17 protein-coding genes and 1 pseudogene are annotated in these 19469 nt (G+C 68.1%); 11 read left to right on the top strand and 7 right to left on the bottom strand.

The genetic code is table 11. The features are described 5' to 3' along the window. Positions 1–11: 11 nt before the first annotated feature. Entirely contained in the window at positions 12–614 is a 603-nt protein-coding gene (locus BST42_RS10300; RefSeq protein ID WP_083118494.1) for a TetR/AcrR family transcriptional regulator, read from the bottom strand. Continuing rightward, on the bottom strand, positions 611–2173 hold the full coding sequence (locus tag BST42_RS10295; protein WP_083118493.1) for an ABC transporter substrate-binding protein: 1563 nt from the start codon (positions 2171–2173) through the stop codon (positions 611–613). Before BST42_RS10295 ends, BST42_RS10300 begins: the two co-directional genes overlap by 4 nt. Positions 2174–2326: 153 nt before the next feature. Here BST42_RS10295 and BST42_RS10290 point away from each other — a divergent pair, with 153 nt between their 5' ends. Further along, positions 2327–3121, top strand: a complete 795-nt coding sequence (locus tag BST42_RS10290) for an SDR family NAD(P)-dependent oxidoreductase (protein WP_083118492.1) — start codon at positions 2327–2329, stop codon at positions 3119–3121. Positions 3122–3255: 134 nt separating this feature from the next. Here the strand turns inward: BST42_RS10290 and BST42_RS10285 are convergent, their stop codons facing one another. Next, the gene (locus BST42_RS10285; protein ID WP_083118491.1) at positions 3256–4593 is read right to left on the bottom strand and encodes a sensor histidine kinase; all 1338 of its coding nucleotides are present in this window, start codon (positions 4591–4593) and stop codon (positions 3256–3258) included. A gap of 7 nt (positions 4594–4600) precedes the next feature. Further along, on the bottom strand, positions 4601–5302 hold the full coding sequence (locus tag BST42_RS10280) for a response regulator transcription factor (protein WP_083118490.1): 702 nt from the start codon (positions 5300–5302) through the stop codon (positions 4601–4603). Positions 5303–5533: 231 nt separating this feature from the next. Here BST42_RS10280 and BST42_RS10275 point away from each other — a divergent pair, with 231 nt between their 5' ends. The 3 genes and pseudogenes from BST42_RS10275 to BST42_RS10265 form a co-directional block, all read left to right on the top strand. Continuing rightward, positions 5534–7468, top strand: coding sequence for an ABC transporter ATP-binding protein (locus tag BST42_RS10275; RefSeq protein WP_435406022.1), 1935 nt, complete (start codon positions 5534–5536; stop codon positions 7466–7468). Then, positions 7465–9282: an ABC transporter ATP-binding protein gene (locus BST42_RS10270; protein ID WP_083118488.1), complete on the top strand. Its 1818-nt coding sequence runs from the start codon at positions 7465–7467 to the stop codon at positions 9280–9282. The genes BST42_RS10275 and BST42_RS10270 overlap by 4 nt, the downstream gene beginning before the upstream one ends. A gap of 16 nt (positions 9283–9298) precedes the next feature. Then, positions 9299–9934, top strand: a pseudogene (locus BST42_RS10265) (phosphoribosyltransferase); the annotation flags it as partial. Positions 9935–9987: 53 nt separating this feature from the next. On the opposite strand, the gene BST42_RS10260 reads toward BST42_RS10265, so the two are convergent. Continuing rightward, positions 9988–11493: a carboxyl transferase domain-containing protein gene (locus BST42_RS10260; protein ID WP_083118486.1), complete on the bottom strand. Its 1506-nt coding sequence runs from the start codon at positions 11491–11493 to the stop codon at positions 9988–9990. A gap of 33 nt (positions 11494–11526) precedes the next feature. Here BST42_RS10260 and BST42_RS10255 point away from each other — a divergent pair, with 33 nt between their 5' ends. The 6 genes from BST42_RS10255 to BST42_RS10230 are packed head-to-tail and all read left to right on the top strand — an operon-like array spanning position 11527 to position 18030. Beyond that, positions 11527–12258, top strand: coding sequence for an enoyl-CoA hydratase (locus BST42_RS10255; RefSeq protein WP_083118485.1), 732 nt, complete (start codon positions 11527–11529; stop codon positions 12256–12258). A 4-nt stretch (positions 12259–12262) separates the two neighbouring features. Beyond that, a complete protein-coding gene (locus BST42_RS10250; protein ID WP_083118846.1) occupies positions 12263–13366 on the top strand; it encodes an MBL fold metallo-hydrolase in 1104 nt (367 codons plus the stop codon). Positions 13367–13384: 18 nt separating this feature from the next. Next, complete coding sequence (locus tag BST42_RS10245; RefSeq protein ID WP_110918554.1) at positions 13385–14971, top strand: serine hydrolase; 1587 nt, start codon at positions 13385–13387, stop codon at positions 14969–14971. Beyond that, positions 14968–17370 (top strand): HAD-IC family P-type ATPase, encoded by a 2403-nt coding sequence (locus tag BST42_RS10240; protein ID WP_083118483.1) that lies wholly within the window; start codon positions 14968–14970, stop codon positions 17368–17370. Before BST42_RS10245 ends, BST42_RS10240 begins: the two co-directional genes overlap by 4 nt. 3 nt (positions 17371–17373) lie before the next feature. Further along, positions 17374–17580, top strand: a complete 207-nt coding sequence (locus BST42_RS10235) for an antitoxin (protein ID WP_083118482.1) — start codon at positions 17374–17376, stop codon at positions 17578–17580. A gap of 3 nt (positions 17581–17583) precedes the next feature. Beyond that, on the top strand, positions 17584–18030 hold the full coding sequence (locus BST42_RS10230; RefSeq protein ID WP_083118481.1) for a type II toxin-antitoxin system Rv0910 family toxin: 447 nt from the start codon (positions 17584–17586) through the stop codon (positions 18028–18030). Between the two features lie 20 nt (positions 18031–18050). Here the strand turns inward: BST42_RS10230 and BST42_RS10225 are convergent, their stop codons facing one another. Next, a complete protein-coding gene (locus BST42_RS10225) occupies positions 18051–18431 on the bottom strand; it encodes a hypothetical protein (RefSeq protein WP_083118480.1) in 381 nt (126 codons plus the stop codon). A gap of 143 nt (positions 18432–18574) precedes the next feature. On the opposite strand from BST42_RS10225, the gene BST42_RS10220 reads away from it, so the two are divergent. Beyond that, positions 18575–18799: a three-helix bundle dimerization domain-containing protein gene (locus tag BST42_RS10220; RefSeq protein WP_237159355.1), complete on the top strand. Its 225-nt coding sequence runs from the start codon at positions 18575–18577 to the stop codon at positions 18797–18799. 1 nt (position 18800) lies between these two features. Here the strand turns inward: BST42_RS10220 and BST42_RS10215 are convergent, their stop codons facing one another. Beyond that, a complete protein-coding gene (locus tag BST42_RS10215; RefSeq protein ID WP_083118478.1) occupies positions 18801–19460 on the bottom strand; it encodes a response regulator in 660 nt (219 codons plus the stop codon). Positions 19461–19469: the final 9 nt, after the last annotated feature.

The following is a 19469-nucleotide window of genomic DNA, read 5'->3' as shown; positions in this document are numbered from 1 at the left end:
CCTTTCGTTGCTCAGGTCTGATGCAGTGCGATCACTGCGGTGAATACGTGGCGCAGGGTGGCCCGGATTCGGCGCTTGTCCACCGGACCCAGCGGGCGGTAGAGGTTGTCGATCTCCAGGCCGGCCATCACCGCCATCACGGTGCGCGAGTCGAGTTCCGGTTGCCCCGAGCCGATGTCCCGGAAGAGCCTGCTGAGCGCGGGAATCATTGCCGCGTACCAGGCTTCGAACATCGGACGCAGGCGTTCGTCGCGGCTGGCCTCGGTGACCAGTTCGTAACGGGTGACGATTGCCCCGGGCGGTGAGCTGAACCCGTCGATGATCATGTCGGCGACCAGGTCGGCGAGTCGCTCGGCCGGCATGGACGGTTCGAGCCGCTTCGCGGTGGCGACGACCCGTTCGATTTCGCGGTCCGACAGCTGCGCGAACGACTGTGCGATCAGATCGGACTTGTCGTCGAAGTAGTAGCTCAGCGCGCCAAGCGGTATCTGGGCCTGGTTGGCCACCAAGCGCATCGAGAGCCCGGCCAGGCCGACCTGTGCCATCACTTCGATTGCCGCGTCGATGATCTCGGTTCGGCGTGCCGCGCCGCGAGCGGTGGTGCCAGCCGTCATCCCTGGTGCTTGAGGGTGGAGAAGTCGGTGTCCCACATCCAGGCCGGCTGGCTCTGCCACCCGGAGTACCCCTTGCGGGCGGCCACCGTGTTGTGCAGGTCGGTCAGGTTGATCCAGCACAGCGAGTCGCGGTAGGCCTTGGCGGCTTCGACATACAGGGCCTGTGATTTGGCCGCGTCGGGTTCGGCACTGCCTGCGTCGAGGAGCTTGTCGGCCTCGGGTACCGAGCAGCCCTGGATGTTGACCGGTGCGTTGGTGTACTGGTATATCCGCGAGAACGTATCGGGGTGCGCGGCATCAGGATTCCACGACTCGGCGAACAGGTCGGGGCGCTGGTCCGGGTTCTGTGGCAGTGCGAACAGCTGCGCCGACGGGAAGTCGCGGACCGTCGCCTTGAAGCCCGCTGCCTGCAGGATCACCTGGGTCTGGTTGGCCAGGTCTTGCAGGCTGCTGTCGCCGGACGGGTAGCCGATCGAGACGTCACCGCCATTGCGGCCGAGTGCGGCCAGCTTCGACGGGTCATAGGTGTGAATGTCGGGTACCGCCCCGTCCGGCATCATGCCGGTCGGGTAGAACTGCGTGGACGGTGATCCTTGCGCACCGAAAACCTGTGTTGTCAGCGCCTTTTGATCGAGTGCGGCGGACAGTGCCGCGCGGGCGTCCTTCGATGCGAAGACCGCCGACGCCGGATTCACCATGATCATGGTCTTGATCAGCGCGTTCTGCTGCAGTACCTCGGTGTCGGGACCGCTGGCCAGGGCCTCGTAGTCGCCCTTGGACAGCCCGTGCAGGATCATGTCGAGCTCACCGTTGCCGAGTTGCAGGCGCTGGACCGCGGAGGCGGTCACCACCGGCATCTGCACCGACGTGATCTGAGGCGCCGGTCCCCAGTAGTTCTTGTTCGCGCTCATCGTGTAGTGGCTGGCCTGCACGGCGTCGGTCAATTCGTAGGGACCGGTTCCCGCGGTGTGCGAGGCCAGCCACGCCGAGGCGTGATCGCCGCCGGTGGCGTGTTGTGCGACGGCGGTCGGGCTGGTCATCAGCGGGCCGTACGGGGATGCGAGGTAATCCAGAAACGGCGCAACGGGTTTGGTGAGGGTGACCACGAAGGTGCGCGGGTCCGGCGTCTGCATGTCCTTGACGTCGGCGAGCATGTAGGCCGGACCGCCATTCATGTCGATCCGCCGTTGGAAGCTGGCCTTGGCGGCCGCCGAGTCGAACGGGGTGCCGTCGGCGAATTTGACGCCGTCACGCAGGGTGAACGTATACGTCAGTCCGTCCGGCGTGACGTCCCACTTGGTGGCCAGCAGGGGTGCGATCTTCGTCGTCCCGGGTGCGTACTGGAGTAGCCCCTGGTAGGCCGAGGTCATGATTAGCAGGCCCTCGGGCTGGTAGAACGTGTCGGGATCCAGCGGCGGCGGGTCCGACATCAGCGGGGTTCGCACCGTCGATGCTTCGGCGGCAGTGTTGTTGGGGCTGTTGGTTTTTCCCGAGCATGCCGTCCCGGCGAACAGCAGCGCGACGAGCGCCAGCGGTGCGATTCCCGACGTGAGTTTCATCGGGCAAGTCTCAGGTCGGCTGATTTCGACTGTGTGACATGACGGTTACCACCTTGTACGAACGTCCAAGTTTTGGACGTTCGACCTAGAAACGTCTGCGGCGAGGCCCTAGTGTCGGCGTCGTACAGCTGGACTACGGAGGGAGCAAGCGCAATGCCCGCTACGCCAAGCGCGTTCGACCTGAGCGGTCAGGTGGCTCTGGTCACCGGATCGAGCAGTGAGCTCGGTATCGGCTTCGCCTCGGCGCGGCTGCTGGGGCAACTGGGTGCGGCGGTGATGGTGACCGGCACCACGGATCGAGTGCATCAGCGAGCCGAGGAGCTCGCCGCAGACGGTATCCGGGCGCAGGCCCACATCGCCGACCTGTTCGACCGCGATGCGGCACGCGGTCTGGTCGAGGCCACGGAGGCCGCGTTCGGCAAGCTCGACATCCTGGTGAACAACGCCGGTCTGGCTTCGGTGAACAGCCCCGAGGAGCCCAACTCGTTGATGGTGATGACCGACGAAGAATGGTCACTTGCCTTGCGGCGCAACCTCGACAGTGCGTTCTTCGTCACCAGGGCGGCACTACCCGGAATGGTCGAACGCGGCTACGGCCGGGTGGTCCATGTCGGTTCGACGGCAGGGGTGCTGACCGCCTACACCGGCGACGTCGGATATCACACCGCCAAAGCCGCGATGCTGGGGATGACGCGCTCGATGAGCGTCGACTACGCCAAGGACGGCATCACCGCCAACCTCGTGCTGCCCGGCTGGATCGCGACAGCCGCCCAGCTGCCCTCGGAGGTCGCCGCCGGGAACGCCACCCCGATCGGACGGTCGGCCACCGCGGACGAGGTGGCGGCCGGCGTCGCCTTCCTGGCCACCCCCGGAGCGTCCTACGTCACCGGCACCACCCTGATCATCGACGGCGGCAACGCGATCTGCGGGGCCACCCCGGCCGCCTAGTGTCCTGAGTCATTAGTCCATTCGCAGTGGTCCCGATCAGCGAGCGTGCGGGTTGTCGTTGGAGATCGACGAAAATTCAACGATAACAACCACGCTCGGCGTGTGAAGGGGCCGATTCGGGCCACCCCGGCCGCCTAGGAGGGTGCGGGTAACCGCAGCATCAGTCGCGCACCGCCGAGCGGACTCTCGTCCAACAAGGCTGTGCCGCCGTGGATTTCGGCTTGCTGCGCGACCAATGCCAGGCCGAGTCCGGATCCAGAGTGCGACGCTGTCGACCCGCGGGCGAAGCGTTCGAACACCGCCTCGCGCTCCGACTCCGGGACGCCGGAGCCGTTGTCGTCGATCGCGATGTCCACACCGTCGCGCGAGCTGACCGCGGACAGCTGCACCCGGGTCGCGCCACCGTGTTTGACCGCGTTGGCGATCGCGTTGTCCACCGCCAGCCGAAGGCCGGCGGGCAGGCCGATGATGATGCACGTGGGTGACGGCACCAGCGTCACCTCGAGGTCGGGGTAGACCCGCATGGCGTCGTGCGCGGCGCGGTCGAGCAGCTCGGTGATGTCGACCGGGACCTGGTCGGCTTCGGTCGAAAGTTCGCCCTGGGCAAGGCGTTCCAGCGCACCCAGCGTCGCCTCGATCCGGGTTTGGGTACGCACGACGTCACTGAGCACCTCCTCGCGTTGCTCGTCGGTCATGTCCAGGGTGGCCAGCACCTCGAGGTTGGTGCGCATCGCGGTCAGGGGTGTCCGCAGCTCGTGAGCCGACACCGCGGCGAAGTCGCGCGCCGAGGCGAGCGCCGCCTGGGTCCGCTCCTGCTCGGTCCAGATCCGTTCCAGCAGACCCTTGATCGCCTCACCGATCTCCACCGCCTCGGTGGCGCCGCCGATGTCGACGTCGGGCGCCTTGTCGCCGGCCTGGATCTCCCGGGTCTGGGCAGCGAGTCGCCGCAGCGGCCGCACCGCGAAGGTCGCCAGCACCCAGCCCAGCAGCGCGGCGGCGCACACGGCGAACACACAGATCATCAGCACGCGGCGGTGCAGGTTGTTGGTGTCGGCAATGGTGTCGTCGAAGGTGGCGCCCACCTCAAGGCTGGTGGCCTCCGGGTAGGAGAGTTCGACCGTGCGTACCCGGTAGCGGACCCCGTCGACCACGGCGGTGCCGTAGTCGGAGTTCAGTCGCGGCAATACGACGTCGGAGTTGGACCGGACCTGATCGCCCCGGCGCACGGTGATCACCACGTCCTGGTCATTGGGCGACGGCGGGATCTGGTCGAGACCGCGGGGCACGAACGGGACGGCGAAGCCGGCCGCCTCGTCGAGTCGCCGGTCCAGGCGCTCCAGGCGGTCGTTGGTGATCCCGACCCAGACGATCGCGCCGACGATCGTGACGACGATCGCCGCGCCGATCGCCGTCGCGAACGCGACCCGGGTGCGAAGAGACGGCGTGCGGCGGAAGATGCGCGGCAGCGTCACGGGCCGGTCACTGGGTGCGCAGCACGAAACCGACGCCGCGCACGGTGTGCAGCAGTCGGGGTGCGCCGCCCGCCTCGAGCTTGCGGCGCAGGTAACCGATGAAGACGTCGACCACGTTGGTGTCGGCGGCGAAGTCGTAGCCCCACACCAGCTCGAGCAGCTGCGCGCGGGACAGGACCGCCGTCTTGTGCTCGGCGAGAACGGCCAGCAGGTCGAACTCACGTTTTGTGAGGTCGACGTCGACGCCGTTGACCCTGGCGCGCCGACCAGGGATGTCGACCTCCAGCGGCCCCACCTGGATGGTCTCCGAGGAGAACGTGGCCGTCGACCCCCGACGGCGCAACAGCGCCTTGACCCGGGCCACCAACTCGGCCAGCACGAACGGTTTGACCAGGTAGTCGTCGGCGCCGGCCTCCAGGCCCGCGACCCGGTCGTCGACCGAACTGCGCGCGGAGAGCACACAGACCGGCACGTCGTTGTCCATCGCGCGCAGCGCGGTCACCACGCTGACGCCGTCCAGCACGGGCATGTTGATATCGAGGATGATCGCGTCGGGCTTGGTTTCGGTGGCTGAGCGCAGGGCTTCGGCGCCGTCGACGGCGGTGGCCACTTCGAATCCGGAGAGCCGAAGCCCGCGGTCCAGCGAGGCGAGCACGTCGGGGTCGTCATCGACCACCAGAACCCGTGGTGCGGCCGAACTACTGTCCATGGGCACTATCTTGCCTGATCGACGCCCGTATCAGTGGGAGGCCGACGCGACACGGTGGCCTGCGCCGGAAGGGTTTGACCTCAATCGTTGTTGAGGTTCTAGCGTTGAAAAATCTCGTCCGATAACCGATTGCACGCCCATGGGATCATCGAATGCAGGGGAGTCATGTCGGACTGGACGCATAGGTTCAGCGGTGTCGGTGACGAGGGAACAGTTGGTGGGGTGGACGAGGTGACTTCCGAAGCAGGGCTGCGCCCGGAACCGGCGATCGCCGCGCCGCGCACGTCCGGGCGGGCCGCCTCCGATCTGTTCCGGTTACTGCCGTATCTGCTGCCGTATCGCGCGCGGTGGATCGCGATGCTCGTCATCGCGATCAGCAGCCTGGCGGCCACCGTCGCGATCCCGCTGATGACCAAGGCGGTGATCGACGGACCGGTCCGCCACCAGGACCAGCGCGGGCTGTGGGTGGTCGGCGCCGCGGCGATGGCGGTCGGCGTCACCGAGGCGGTCCTGTGGTTCATCCGACGCTGGCTGGTATCCCGGGCCACCATGGGTGTCGAGGCCGACATCCGCAAAGACCTCTACGCCCGGCTGCAGATCCTGCCGATGTCGTTTCACGGCCGCTGGCAATCGGGCCAGCTGCTGTCGCGAATCATGAACGACCTGAACGTGATTCGGCGGTTGCTGTCGTTCGGCCTGGTGTTCCTGATCCTCAACATCCTGCAGATCACCGTCGTCACCATCATCCTGCTGGCGATGTACTGGCCACTCGGTGTGGTGGTGTTGGTCTCGATCGCGCCGATCACCCTGATCGTGCTGCACTTCGAGCGCACCTTCACCCAACTGGCCCGGCAGGCCCAGGACCAGGCGGGCCACGTCGCCACCCACGTCGAGGAGTCGGCGCTGGGGCTGCGCGCGGTGAAATCCTTCGGCCGCGAGGACTACGTGTACGACCGCTTCGACGAGCAGGCAAGCACGCTGTACGACACCCAGATCCAGAAGGTCGCGGTCTCGGCGAAGTTCTGGACGCTGCTCGAAGTGATCCCCAACCTCGCGCTGATCGTGGTGCTCGGCTTCGGCGCATACGCCGCCGGGCACGGCCTGGTCACCATGGGCACGCTGGTCGCGTTCATCACGATGATGCTGTCGCTGGTCTGGCCGATCGCGTCGCTGGGCTTCCTGCTGTCGATGACGCAGGAGGCGATGACGGCGGCCAACCGGATCGCCGAGATCTTCGACGCCCCCCGAGAGATCACCGACGGGCCGCGCACTGTGGCACCGCGCGGCGGGCGGCTCGAGTTCGACGATGTGGGCTTCAAGTTCCCCGATGCCGATACTTTCGCGCTGCGGCATGTCACCGCGACCGTCGAGCCGGGGGAGACCCTCGCCCTGGTCGGCGCCACCGGCTCGGGCAAGTCTGTACTGGCCGGTCTGCTGCCGCGGCTCTACGACGTCACCGAGGGCGCGATCCGCATCGACGGCACCGACATCCGCGAGCTGTCGCTGGATGCGCTGCGCACCACCGTGGCCACCGCGTTCGAGGATCCGACGCTGTTCTCCATGTCGGTCGCCGAGAACTTGCGGCTGGGCCGCCCGGACGCGACCGACGACGAACTGCGCAGCGCCGTCGAGATTGCCGCCGCACAGTTCGTCTACGACCTGCCTTACGGCTTGCAGACCCGCATCGGGGAACAGGGCATGAGCCTGTCCGGCGGTCAGCGCCAACGGCTTTCGCTGGCCCGCGCCATTCTGGCCGCACCGCGCGTCCTGGTGCTCGACGACACCCTGTCCGCACTCGACGTGCACACCGAGGCCACCGTCACCGAGGCCCTCGGGCGGGTGCTGGCCGGCGTCACAGCGGTGGTGGTAGCCCACCGCGCGTCGACGGTTCTGCTGGCCGACAGGGTCGCGCTGCTCGACACCGTCGACGGTGCGGGCACCATCACCCACATCGGCACCCACGCCGAACTGCTGGCCGAAGTGCCGCGCTACCGCTTCCTGCTCGCCGCCGACGACGAGCTCGACGACGGGTGCGAGGTGCGCTGCGACTGGGAGGACGACGACGAGCGGCAGCGGCTGGATCATGCCTACGAGGAGGCGTGCGAGCAGCGCGGTGCCGCCCGGCGCACATCCGACTACGCCGCGTCGGAGGGCAGACAGCGATGACCGCCACCGAATGGCGGGGCAAGCTCGACGAAGAACCCGACGACCTGCCGATCGACGAGGCCGCGCCGCGCAAACGTGAGGCCCGCGCGCTGTTGGGCTCGCTGCTCACGCCGTTCAAGGCGACGGTCGCGCTGCTGGCGTTGGTCGTCGTGGTGGAAAACGCTGCGCGGCTGTCGGTTCCGCTTCTGGTGCAGCGCGGTATCGACCACGCCATCCCGCCGCTGCTCGCCGGTGGATCGGCCCGTGAACTGATCATCGTCGTCGCGGCGCTCTGCGGCGTGGTGGGTGTACAAGCGATCAGCCGGATGACGTTCCTGAAGCGCTCCGGCCGCATCGGCCAGAGTGTGCTGCTGGAGGTGCGCCGCCGGGTGTTCCGGCACTTCCAGCGCCTCGACGTCGCCTTCCACGACCGCTACACCTCCGGTCGGGTGGTCAGCCGGCTGACCAACGATGTCGACGCCATCCAGGACATGCTGGAGACCGGCTTCGACAGCCTGATCACCGCGGTGCTGACGCTGTTCGGCACGGCGATTCTGCTGGTCACCCTCGACGTGAAGCTGGGCCTGATGTGCCTGGCCGCCTTCCCGATCCTCGTCGCGCTGGTGTGGTGGTTCTCGGCCGAGTCGGCCAAGACCTACCGCCGGGTGCGAGAAAGCGCCGCGCTGGTGATCGTGCAGTTCGTCGAGACGATGACCGGCATCAAAGCCGTCCAGGCCTACCGCCGCGGGCCACGCAATCAGGAGATCTTCGACGACGTCGCCGATCGCTACCGCTTCGACAACGAACGCACCTTCCGGCTGTTGGCGATCTTCATGCCCGCGGTCAAGCTCGTCGGCAACCTGACCACCGGAGTGGTGTTGCTCTACGGCGGCTACCGGGTGTTGCACGGCGAGATGACGATCGGCACCCTGGCGGCGTTCCTGCTGTATCTGCGGATGTTCTTCGAACCGATGCAGGAGATCTCGCAGTTCTTCAACACTTTCCAGTCCGCGTCCAGTGCGTTGGAGAAGCTTGCCGGTGTGCTGGCCCAGAAGCCTGCGATCGCGGATCCGTCGGAGCCTGTCCACCTCGACCGCATCAACGGCGAAATCGCCTTCCGCGACGTGCAATTCGACTATGTGCCGGCCCGCCCGGTGCTGCCCGGCCTGTCGCTGGTCGTGCCGGCCGGACAGACCGTCGCGCTGGTCGGCACCACCGGTGCCGGCAAGACCACGATCGCCAAGCTGATCGCCCGGTTCTACGACCCGACCTCGGGTGCGGTCACCCTCGACGGCGTCGATCTGCGGGACTTCGCGCAAAGCGACCTGCGCCGCCACGTCGTGATGGTCACCCAGGAGAACTTCCTGTTCTCCGGGACCGTGGCCGACAACATCCGGTTCGGCCGCCCGTCGGCGTCGGACGCGCAGGTGCACGCCGCCGCGGTCGCGGTCGGGGCTGACGAGTTCATCGAGGCGCTGCCCGACGGCTACGACACCGACGTCGCCACCCGCGGCGGGCGGCTGTCGGCCGGGCAGCGGCAGCTGATCGCGTTCGCGCGGGCATTCCTCGCCGACCCCGCGGTGCTGATCCTCGACGAGGCGACATCGTCGCTGGACATCCCGAGCGAGCGGCTGGTGCAGCGGGCGCTGCGCACGGTGCTGGCCGACCGCACGGCGCTGATCATCGCCCACCGGTTGTCGACGGTCGAGATCGCCGACCGGGTGCTGGTGCTGGAGCACGGGCGCATCGTCGAGGACGGTCCGCCCGGTGACCTCATCGATGCCGAGGGCCATTACGCCGCCTTGCACCGCGCCTGGCTGGAATCGCTGGCTTAGGCGAATACTCGAAGCCATGCAGCGCTTCGCCGACCGAGCGGACGCGGGCAGGCAGCTGGCCGAGTCGTTGGCCGGCTACCGTGATGCCGACGTCCTGGTCCTCGGTCTGCCCCGCGGTGGCGTGCCGGTGGCCTTCGAGGTCGCCAAGGCCCTGGCCGCCCCGCTCGATGTGCTCGTCGTGCGCAAGCTCGGCGTACCCGGGCAGCCCGAGCTGGCCTTCGGTGCGATCGGCGAGGACGGTGTGCGCGTGATCAACGAGGCGGTGCTGCGGCACGTGGTGATCAGCGATGCCGAGATCGCCGAGGTGGACGCCGAGCAGCGCACCGAGCTTGCGCGCCGAGTCGCGCGCTACCGCGGCGGCAAGACCCCGCTGCCGCTGGCCGGCCGGGTGGTGCTGATCATCGACGACGGCTTCGCCACCGGCTCCACCGCGCGGGCGGCGTGCCTGGTCGCCCGCGCGCGGGGCGCGGCGAAGGTGGTGCTGGCCGCCCCGATCGGAGCTCCGGACACCATCGCCGAACTGCGCTCCTACGCCGACGAAGTGGTATGTCCGGGGGCGCCGCGCAATTTCAGTGCCGTCGGGCAGGGTTATGACGACTTCCGTCAGACTTCCGACGAGCAGGTGACCGCCCTGTTGGAGCGCGCCAAGCGTTGACATCGCACTGAGAGCGAGGATTTGGCCGAGAGTTCGCTCTCACTGCGCTGTCAACGCAATCCGATTCGGCGGTAGCGTGCCAGCCGCGCAGCGTACCGCTGTTCGGACGGGGTCTCGCGCAGATCGTGTATCTCGCGGGCGATCGCCACGGACAACCGGCGCGCGAACTCCACCGGCTCGTCGGCGGCGTCGGGATGCTCGGGAACGATCGCGTCGACGATTCCGCTGCGCAACAAGTCGAGCGACCGGATGCCTTGCGCCGCAGCCAGTTCCGGGGCATGGGCGGTGTCGCGGAAGACGATGGCGCTGGCACCCTCCGGTGGCAGCGGCGCCAGCCAGCCGTGCTGGGCGGCCAGCACCCGGTCGGCCGGAACCATCGCCAGTGCGGGTCCGCCGCTGCCCTGACCCAGCAGTACCGACACCGTCGGGGTGTCCAGCATGACCAGATCCGATAGGCAGCGGGCGATCTCACCGGCCAGGCCGTCCTGTTCGGCCTCGGCGGACAGTGCGGGCCCGGCGGTGTCGATCACCAGCACCAGCGGCAGCCGCAGCCCGGCGGCCAGGGCCATGCCGCGACGGGCCTCGCGTAAGGCGGCCGGGCCGGTCCGGAGGGCAGGAGCGAAGCGACTCGGGAATTGATCAAGCCCGCCGACGACGCGTTGCTGACCGACGACGACCGCAGGCTGGCCGCCGAAGCGGGCCAGCGCCAGTGCGGTGGTGGCCGCGTCGCCGTGCGTGCCGGACAACAGCACCGGGTCGGTGGCGCCTTCGCGCAGCAGCCAGCTCACCCCTGGCCGGTCCGGACGTCGCGATGCGATCACCGACTCCCACGCCGGCACATCGGGGATCGTTTCGTGGGGCAGCGCCGCGGGCGGTTCACCCGGGGCGCCGGTGATGACCGTCAGCGCGCGGTTCAAGGTCGCACGCAGCGCTTCGAGACCGACAACCGCGTCAATTACGCCGTGCCGCAACAGGTTCTCCGCGGTCTGCACGCCCGGCGGGAACGGTTCGCCGTACAGCTGCTCGTACACCCTCGGCCCGAGGAATCCGATCAGCGCACCGGGCTGCGCGGCGGTGATGTGACCCAACGAGCCCCAGGACGCGAACACCCCGCCGGTCGTCGGATGCCGCAGATACACCAGATACGGCAGGTTCGCCCGCTTGTGCTGGGTGACGGCCGCGGCGATCTTCACCATCTGCAGGAACGCGACGGTGCCCTCCTGCATGCGGGTACCACCCGAACTCGGCGAGGCCAGCAGCGGCAACTTCTCGGCGGTCGCGCGTTCGATCGCCGCGGTGACGCGCTCGGCGGCGGCCACCCCGATGGATCCGGCGAGGAAATCGAATTCGCAGGCCACGACGGCGACCCGGCGGCCGTGGACCGTCCCCTCGCCGGTCAGCACCGCCTCGTCGAAGCCGGTCTTGGCGCGGGCTCGTTCGAGCTCACCGGCGTAGGCGTCGTCGGCGCCGACGTCGAGCGGCGCCGAGTCCCAGCTCCGGAAGGAGCCAGTGTCCAGCGCGGCGTCGCGAAGTTCGGCAGCCCCGATCCGACTCATGAGCTCACGCTATCGGGCCAGTACCCTCGAACCATGATCGGTATCAACCGCGTGGGGGATGTGACCACCATCGAGCTGCAGCGTCCGGAACGACGCAACGCACTCAACTCCGAACTCGTCGACACGCTGCGGGAAACGGTCGAGAAGGCCGCCGCCGAGGATGTCCGCGTGATCGTGCTGACCGGCCAGGGCACCGTGTTCTGCGCAGGCGCCGATCTGTCCGGAGACGTGTTCGCCGCCGACTTCCCCGACAAGGCGATCGCGTTGAACAAGGCGATCGACGCCGCACCGATGCCGGTTATCGCGGCGATCAACGGCCCTGCGATCGGCGCGGGCGTCCAGCTGGCCATGATCTGCGACCTGCGAGTGGTGGCGCCCGGCGCCTACTTCCAATTCCCGATCGCGAAATACGGTCTGGCGCTCGACAACTGGAGTGTGCGCCGATTGTCCTCGCTGGCCGGCTACGGCCGCGCCCGCGGCATGCTGCTGGGCGCCGAGAAGCTGGACGCCGACACCGCGTTGATGACCGGGATGGCCAACCGGCTCGGCGACCTGGCCGACGCCCAGGCCTGGGCGCAAGAGATCGCCGGGTTGGCGCCGCTGTCACTGCAGGCGTCCAAACGGGTGCTCAACGACGACGGCGCGTACGAGGAACAGTGGCCCACCCACAAGGAACTGTTCGAGAAGGCGTGGGGCAGCCAGGACGTCATCGAAGCCCAGGTGGCGCGCATCGAGAAGCGTGCCGCCGATTTCAAGGGCGCCTGACTTGTTGAGGGCCGCGGTGCGGCTGGCCGCAGGCACGGCATCGCTGGCAGGCGGCGGCTGGCTGCTGCGCGCCCTGAACGACGCGCCCGCATCGCTGGGGGCCGGGCCCGGCGAGATCCGGCCGGTCGCCGACGGATCGCCCCACTACCGCGAGGGCATCTTCCACAACCTGGAACCGGCCTCCGCCCTGCGGCTGGACTCCGAGGAAAGCCGCCTCGTCCTGTTCGACATGTTCTCCACCCGCTCGGCCAGCCGCCCCGCCGGCACCGTGCCGCTGGTCACGCCCGCGGCCACCGCGTCCGAACCGCTGGCCGTCAGCTGGCTGGGCCACTCGACGGCGCTGCTGGAGATCGACGGCTACCGGGTGCTCACCGACCCGGTGTGGAGTGAGCGATGCTCGCCGTCGCGCACGGTCGGGCCCCAGCGGCTGCACCCGGTGCCCGCCCCGCTGGAGGCGCTTCCCGCGCTGGACGCCGTCGTGATCAGCCACGACCACTACGACCATCTCGACATGGACACCGTGCTCGGGCTGGTCCGCACCCAACGGGCGCCGTTCGTCGTACCGCTCGGTGTCGGCGCGCACCTGCGGCAATGGCGCGTCCCGGCGGAGCGGATCATCGAGCTCGACTGGAACGCCGAAACCCGCATCGGGGACCTCACCCTGGTCTGCACACCCGCGCGGCACTTCTCCGGCCGGTTCCTGACGCGCAACACCACGCTGTGGGCATCGTGGGCGATCAAAGGTCCGCAGCACCGCGCCTATTTCGGCGGCGACACCGGCTACACCCGCAGCTTCGCCGACATCGGCGCCGAGCACGGACCCTTCGATCTGACGCTGATGCCCATCGGGGCCTACAACAAGTCCTGGCCGGACATCCACATGAACCCCGAGGAGGCGGTGCGCGCCCACCGCGATGTCACCGATGCCGGGCTGCTGGTCCCGATCCACTGGTGCACGTTCCGGCTGGCTCCCCATCCCTGGGCCGAGCCGGTCGAACGGATGCTGGCGGCCGCCGACGACGCCGGGGTGCAGGCGGCGGTGCCGAGGCCGGGTGGCCGGGTCGTGGCGGGCGCCGCGGGAGCAATAGACAAGTGGTGGCAACTGTGAGCCACTACGGTGCAAGCCATGACCGCTCTGGCCGCGCGTGCCGCGATCGTCGCCCTGGTAGCCGCACTCACCGCGTGTAGCGGCCCGGCGTCCAAGCCCGAGGCGCGCCCGTCGCTGTCCGACCAGCCACCGCCGCTGGTGCCCGCCATGGCGCTGCCGGACAACGCCGTTGACAACGCGGTGGCCAAGCTCGACGGGATCGCCGCCGACCTGATGAAGTCCGCGGGCATCCCCGGGATGGCGGTTGCGGTGGTGCACGGCGGTAAGACCGTGTACGCCAAGGGATTCGGCGTCAAGGACGGCAGCCGTTCCGTCGACGACCCCGCCAACAAGGTCGATCCGGACACGGTGTTCCAGCTGGCGTCGGTGTCCAAGCCGATCGGCGCCACCGTCGTCGCCCATCAGGTCAGCCGGCACGCCATCGGCTGGAACACCCCGGTGACCGACAAGTTGCCCTGGTTCGCGTTGTCGGACCCGGCCGCCACCAGGATGGTCACCGTCGGTGACCTGTATTCGCACCGCTCCGGATTGCCCGACCACGCCGGGGATCAGCTCGAGGACCTCGGCTACGACCGGCGCTACATCTTGGAACGCCTGCGCCAGCTTCCGTTAGCGCCGTTCCGAATCTCCTACGCATACACCAACTTCGGGTTGACTGCAGCCGCCGAGGCGGTGGCGGTGGCGGCAGGCAAGTCCTGGGAGGACCTCAGCGACGAGGTGCTGTACCGGCCGCTGGGCATGGCGTCCACCAGTTCCCGGTTCGCCGACTACGAGGCCAGGGCCGACAAGGCGGTCGGGCACATCCGCATCGACGGGGCCTACAAGCCGCTCTACACGCGCGATGCCGACCCCGAAGCGCCCGCCGGTGGGGTGAGCTCCTCGGTGAACGACCTCACCCACTGGCTGACGATGATGCTGGCCGACGGAAAGTACAACGGCAAGCAGATCGTCGACTCCGCCGCGCTGCTGCCGGCGGTGTCCCCGCAGATCGTGTCGAGCCCGCCGGAGCAACCCGCTATGCGTTCGGGCTTCTACGGGTACGGGTTCAACGTCGGCACCACGTCAGCCGCCCGCGTGCAATTGAGCCATTCCGGGGCCTTCGACCTCGGTGCCGCAACGAATTTCGTGATCATCCCGTCGGCCGACGTCGCGATCGTCGCACTGACCAACGCCACCCCGACGGGCATCCCGGAGACGCTGACCGCCGAATTCGCCGACCTCGTCCAGTTCGGCGAGGTCCGCCAGGACTGGCGCACGCTGTACGCGCACGCGTTCGCCGACATGGACAAACCGTTCGGCTCGCTCGCGGGCAAGACACCGCCGGTCAACCCGGCCCCCGCCCAACCAGCCGCCAGGTATGCCGGCACCTACCGCAACGACTACTGGGGTGCGGCGGTGGTCGCCGACAAGGACGGCAAGCTCACGCTGTCGTTGGGGCCGCGGCCGGTAACCCTCGAACTCAGCCACTGGGACGGTGACGTCTTCACGTTCACGTTCCCCTCCGAGAACTTCCCGCCCGGAAGCATTTCCACGGCGACCTTCGACGGCGACAAGCTGACGCTCGAGTACTACGACGAGGACAAGATGGGAACCTTTACCCGATGACGGCCGCTGTCGCAGCAGGCCTGTCCGCGGACGACGTCGCCGCCCGGATCGCCGCGGGCCAGACCAACGACGTCCCCACCCGCGCCTCGCGCAGTGTCGCGGAGGTGGTGCGGGCCAACGTTTTCACCCGCATCAACGCCATCCTCGGGGTGCTGCTGCTGATCGTGCTGTCCACCGGATCACTGATCAACGGCATGTTCGGGCTGCTCATCGTCGCCAACAGCGGCATCGGCATCATCCAGGAACTACGCGCCAAGAAGACGCTGGACAACCTCGCCATCGTCGGGCAGGCCAGACCCACCGTGCGCCGCCGGACCGGGACAAAACCGTTGCCGCCCAACGAGGTAGTACTCGACGACATCATCGAGCTCGGCCCGGGAGACCAGATCGTCGTCGACGGCGAACTGCTCGAGGCTGCCAATCTCGAGGTCGACGAGTCACTGCTGACCGGTGAGGCGGACCCGATCGCCAAGCACGCCGGCGACACCGTCATGTCGGGCAGCTTCGTGGTCGCCGGCGCCGGCGCCTATCGCGCCACCAAGGTGGGGCGGGAAGCCTACGCCGCCAAGCTCGCCGAGGAGGCCAGCAAGTTCACCCTGGTGAAATCCGAACTGCGCAGCGGGATCAACAAAATCCTGCAGTTCATCACCTACCTGTTGTGGCCCACCGGGCTGCTGGTCATCTACACCCAGCTGTTCACGACGGACGTGGGCTGGCGGGAATCGGTGCTGCGGATGGTCGGCGCCCTGGTTCCGATGGTTCCCGAGGGCCTGGTGCTGATGACATCGATCGCGTTCGCGGTCGGGGTTATCCGGTTGGGGCGCAGGCAATGTCTGGTGCAGGAACTGCCCGCCATCGAGGGGCTGGCCCGCGTCGACGTGGTCTGCGCCGACAAGACCGGCACCCTGACGGAGAACGGCATGCGACTGGCCGAGGTCACCGCACTGGGCGACGACGACCATCGGGTGGCCGACGTGCTGGCGTCACTGGCCGCCGACGACCCCAAGCCCAACGCCAGCATGCAGGCGATCGCCGAGGCGTATCCGCATGCGCCGGGTTGGACCGCAACGGCCGCAGCACCGTTCAAGTCCGCAACAAAATGGAGTGGGGTGTCCTACGGCGAGCAGGGGAACTGGCTGATCGGTGCCCCCGACGTCCTGCTGGATCCCGACTCCGCGGCCTCAGCGCAGGCCGAAGAGATCGGTTCCCGCGGCATGCGAGTGCTGCTGCTCGGTGCCGGCGATCTGCCCGTGGACAGTCCCGATGCGCCGGGTCGCGTCACCCCGGTGGCGCTGGTGGTGCTCGAGCAGCGGGTCCGCCCCGACGCCCGGGACACACTGGAATACTTTGCCTCGCAACATGTCTCAGTCAAGGTGATCTCGGGCGACAATGCGGTGTCGGTCGCCGCGGTGGCCGGGACGCTGGGCCTGCACGGCGAGACCCTGGACGCCCGCCGGCTGCCGACGGACCCCGACGCCTTGGCCGACACGATGGCCACGTACACGACGTTCGGCCGGGTGCGTCCCGACCAGAAACGCGCCATGGTGCATGCCCTGCAGTCACGCGACCACACGGTCGCGATGACCGGCGACGGCGTCAACGACGTGCTGGCCCTCAAGGATGCCGACATCGGCGTGGCGATGGGCTCGGGCTCCCCGGCGTCGCGGGCGGTAGCCCAGATTGTGCTGCTGGACAACAAGTTCGCCACCCTGCCCTATGTGGTCGGCGAGGGCAGGCGCGTCATCGGCAACATCGAGCGGGTCTCCAACCTGTTCCTCACCAAGACGGTCTACTCGGTGCTGCTGGCCCTGCTGGTGGGGCTGGCCGGGTTGTCCCACAAGATCTTCGGCACGCCCTCGCTGCTGTACCCGTTCCAGCCGATCCACGTGACGATCGCGGCGTGGTTCACCATCGGCATCCCAGCCTTCATCCTGTCGCTGGCGCCCAACAACGAGCGTGCTCACACCGGGTTCGTGCGGCGTGTGATGACCTCGGCACTGCCGTCGGGGGTGGTGATCGGCGTGATGACCTACACCTCGTACCTGATCGCCAACCACAAGACCGACGCAACTGTGACCGAGCAAACCCAGGCCTCGACCGCCGCGCTGATCACCCTGCTGATGGGGGCGGTCTGGGTGCTCGCGGTGGTCGCCAGGCCCTACCAGTGGTGGCGGGTCGCGCTGGTGGCCGCCTCAGGCCTGGCCTATGTGGTGATCTTCGCCATACCGGCGGCCCGCACGGCGTTCATGCTCGATCCGTCCAACCTGGAGATCACCTCGGCCGGCGTCGCGATGGGGTTGCTCGCCGCCGGTCTGGTCGAGGTGGCCTGGTGGGTGCAGGGCCGGGTGCTGGGCGAACCGCGGATGTTGTGGCGAACCGAGCCCGCGGTGCAAGATTGACCGATGGGATTCCTCGACAAAGCCCTCGGCAAGACTAAGGAAGTCTTGGGTGAGAATGCCGACAAAGTGGGCCAGGCCATCGACAAGGCCGGCGACATCATCGACCAGAAGACGCAGGGCAAGTACTCCGGCACCGTCGACAAGGTGCAGGACGCTGCCAAGAACTACGTCGAGTCCAACCGCACCGACAAGGGCAACGAACCAAGCTAACCTATGGCGAAACTCTCTGTATCCGTAGATGTTCCATTACCGCCCGAGCAGGCGTGGCAGCACGCCTCCGACCTGTCGCGCTACAAGGACTGGCTGACCATCCACCGGGTGTGGCGCTCCAAGTTGCCCGAGACCCTCGAAAAGGGCACCGTCGTGGAGTCGATCGTCGAGGTCAAAGGCATGCCCAACCGGGTGAAGTGGGAGATCGTCCACTTCAAGGCGCCGGAGGCCATGACACTCAACGGCGCAGGTGTGGGCGGGGTCAAGGTCAAGCTGATCGGCAAGGTGCGGGCCCACGATAAGGACGCCGACAGTTCCGTGGTGACCATGGACGTCCACCTGGGCGGCGCGGCACTGTTCGGCCCGATCGGCATGGTCGTCGCGGGCGCGCTGAAGGGTGACATCAAGGAGTCGCTGGACCGCTTTGTGGCCGTCTTTGCTCCGTCCTAGCCTTCGCGTCCGTCGCAGCGCTAGTTCCGGATGACCCGGTGCGGGGTCGGGTACGGATGTACGCGAGGCGCGTTCTGGCGGGCGCCGCCCAGGCCGGGAAGACGCCGGGCCTGCTCGCTGCGTGCGGTCTCCGTGACCAGGAACCGGCACTCCAGTCCGGTGATCAGATCCTGCACCGAGCGACGCTCGCGTTCGGCGGCGCGAATCATGCCGCGAATGCGCCGGGCCTGGGTCTGCTCGCCGCGCCGCTGGTAACGCTCGAGCGCCGAGCCGTAGGTGGCCAGGTCGGCGTCGAGTTGCTCGCACTGGGCCAGCAGCATCTCCCGGAGATGTTCGGCCTGAAGGCGATTCGCGGATTCGGGCGTCTGGTCGCCTGCGTCCACATTGCTCGGTGAGGTCACGGCCGAACTGTATCCGACCGGGTGACTGCGCGCGCACCGGGTGGAATTACACAAACTTCACCGCTCGCTGTTCATCGACCCGCTACCCGTTCGTCATGCGCTGTCGTGCCGATAGTTGCGCAAACCGCGTATTTCGTCCGATGATGTCCGGCGTGGAACGTGCTGAAGAGCAGCGCCAGATCGATCAGGTGGTCAGCCGCCTGACCGAATCGTTCCCCTACGTGCCGGACCACATCATCACCGAGACGGTGGACAGCACCTATCGCCGGTTCGACGACGCCAGGATCAGGGAGTTCGTGCCGCTGTTCGTCGAACGTTTCTGCCGCGCGACGTTCGTCCTGCAACCGGCCGTCGAGATCTCCGTCTGACTTACGGCGTCACCGCCGGGCCGGGCTCGGGGCGCCGCAGGTTCTCGGCGGCGAACAGCGCGGCCTGGGTGCGCCCGGCGAAGCCGAGCTTGAGCAGCAGCCGCGACACGTAGTTCTTCACCGTCTTCTCGGCCAGGAACATCCGCTGGCCGATCTCCCGATTGGTCAGGCCCTCGCCCAACAGTTGCAGCAGTGTGCGTTCGGTGGACGACAAGTCCCGTAGCCGCTCGTCCTGCTCGGTGTCCCTGCGCAGACGTGACATCAGGGCGGCCGCGGCGCGGTTGTCCAACAACGACTTTCCGCTTCCCACGGTTTTGATCGCCTCGGCCAGCGCCATCCCGCGGATGTCCTTGACCACGTAGCCGCTGGCACCGGCCAGGATGGCGTCGAGCATGGACTGTTCGTCGGTGAAGGCCGTCAGGATGAGGCACCGCAGGTCGTCGTTGGCAGCCAGCAGATCCCGGCACAGGTCGATCCCGCTGCCATCGGGCAACCGGACGTCGAGCACCGCGACGTCGGGTGCGGCAGCCGGGACGCGGGCCAGTGCCTCGGCCACCGTCGCCGCCTCGCCGACCACCGTCAGCTCGGGATCGGCGCTGAGAAGGTCCGCCAGACCACGGCGCACGACTTCGTGGTCGTCGACCAGGAACACCTTGAGCACAAAGCAGTG

The organism is Mycolicibacterium rhodesiae (assembly GCF_002086695.1).
Taxonomy (GTDB): Bacteria; Actinomycetota; Actinomycetes; order Mycobacteriales; family Mycobacteriaceae; genus Mycobacterium; species Mycobacterium rhodesiae.
The sequence above is the reverse complement of the archived record's forward strand: the minus strand, read 5'-3'. Positions and strand labels throughout refer to the sequence as shown.